The organism is Stieleria sp. (assembly GCF_041595215.1).
Lineage (GTDB): Bacteria > Planctomycetota > Planctomycetia > Pirellulales > Pirellulaceae > Stieleria > Stieleria magnilauensis.
The window spans coordinates 1-1,622 of record NZ_JBFHKV010001465.1 but is presented as its reverse complement, the minus strand read 5'-3'; the positions used below and the strand labels follow the sequence as shown (position 1 = coordinate 1,622).

The window sequence follows — 1,622 nt, the reverse complement described above, 5'->3', positions numbered from 1 at the left end:
TTTCATTCGCATCTCTCGCCTCTGCCGCGGGCACCGCCATTCAGATCGACGGACACGCTGCATCGCTACCCACGCTGACAGATCTTTCCGCCGGATCGCTCTTCGTCCAGGGCGGCGGCACCGCCGTCGCACCACGATTGGTCAACGTCGACTCGGCAACGCTGATCGCAAGCGATGGCATGACGCTTTCGTTGCCCGCGGTCACGTCGATCAAACACGAGACGACGGCGCCGAATCAAAGCGCGACGCTGCGCGCCGAAGGGTTTGGCAGTCGCCTCGATCTACCGGCGGTGACGTCGATCCAAAACGGTGACGATTACAACTCTCGCGTCTTCATCGAAGCGTTGTCGGGCGCAGTCGTTGATTTGTCCAGCGTGCAGACCATCGAAGACCCCGATGTCGGCAACGCATCCCAGCGGCGGATCGAACTGCTTGGCGAAGGCATCGGCAGTCTGATCGATCTGGGCGGTCTGCAATCGTTCATCGACCATTCTTCCGGAACGCTGACCGGCTCGAACCGTTTTTCCAGCGTGCTTTCTCGCTACGGCGGAACCGTCGATCTGGGCAGCAACGACACGTCGGGCGCATCGCTCGGCGGAATCCACGTGACGGCGGGCGAAGCCGGAATTCTGGTCGGCAAGTTCACACTCGAATCGGATTCGGTTCTCACCGGCAACGGTCTGGTGCGAGCAGACGTCATTGTCGGCGGAATCGTTGATCCCCAAGAACATCTGATCGTGGACGGTTCGTTGTCGCTGCTCAGCGGCGGACAATTGAACTTCGACATCGGCGGATTGACGTCGATCGAGCAGCACGACGTGCTCGAAATCACCGGAACCGCGACGCTCGACGGCATCCTCCGAACCAACCGCGTCAACGACTACGCCCCACAACCCGGTGACAGCTACGTCGTGATGACGTACGGCTCACGCAGCGGTTCACCCCGTTACGCGGGCCTCGATTTCGGCAGCCAAATCCTTTCGCCAGAACTGTCGCCTACTTCGCTGGAATTTGTGACCGGGTTTTCCAGCGGCGCCGCAGTCCTCTCGGTCACTGTCTCGGACAGTGCCGTTGATCCCGATGGACCGTTTTTCGTCATTGAATTCAGTGAGCCGATTGAACGCGATTCGTTGTCCGCCGATGACATCGCACTCGTCGGACCGGCCGACACTTCGGTCGCGGTCGAATCGATCGTGCCGCTGGACGCATCGAACGCTCGATTCGTTGTCCGCCCGGTGATGAATCAATACACCGACGGAGACTACTCGCTCACCATTGGTCCGAATGTGTTCGACTGGGTCGGCAACCCGATGAATCAAGACGGAGACGAGATCAACGGAGAACCCAACGACGACCGATGGTCCGGCAACTTGCATTGGGCGTTGCCGGATCTGATGTTGGTCGGCGGCGTTCTGCCGACGGTCGCCACCGAATTCGATTTCGGCGATGAAGTCCCCTTGTTGTTCGACGTCAAGAACGTGGGTGCCGCAACTGCCGGCGGCGAATCATGGACCGATCGCATCTACCTTTCGACCGACAACGTTTTCGATCTCGGCGATCTATTGCTGCACGAATTGATTCACGACACCACGCTCAAGGCCGGCGGAACTTACGCGAACCAA

Annotated in this window: 1 protein-coding gene; it reads left to right on the top strand. The window is 59.6% G+C overall.

Going from position 1 to position 1,622, the window contains the following annotated elements; all coding sequences use genetic code 11:
• A partial coding sequence (locus ABX749_RS32140; RefSeq protein ID WP_372899632.1) for a hypothetical protein occupies positions 1 to 1,622 on the top strand: 1,622 nt, incomplete at both ends.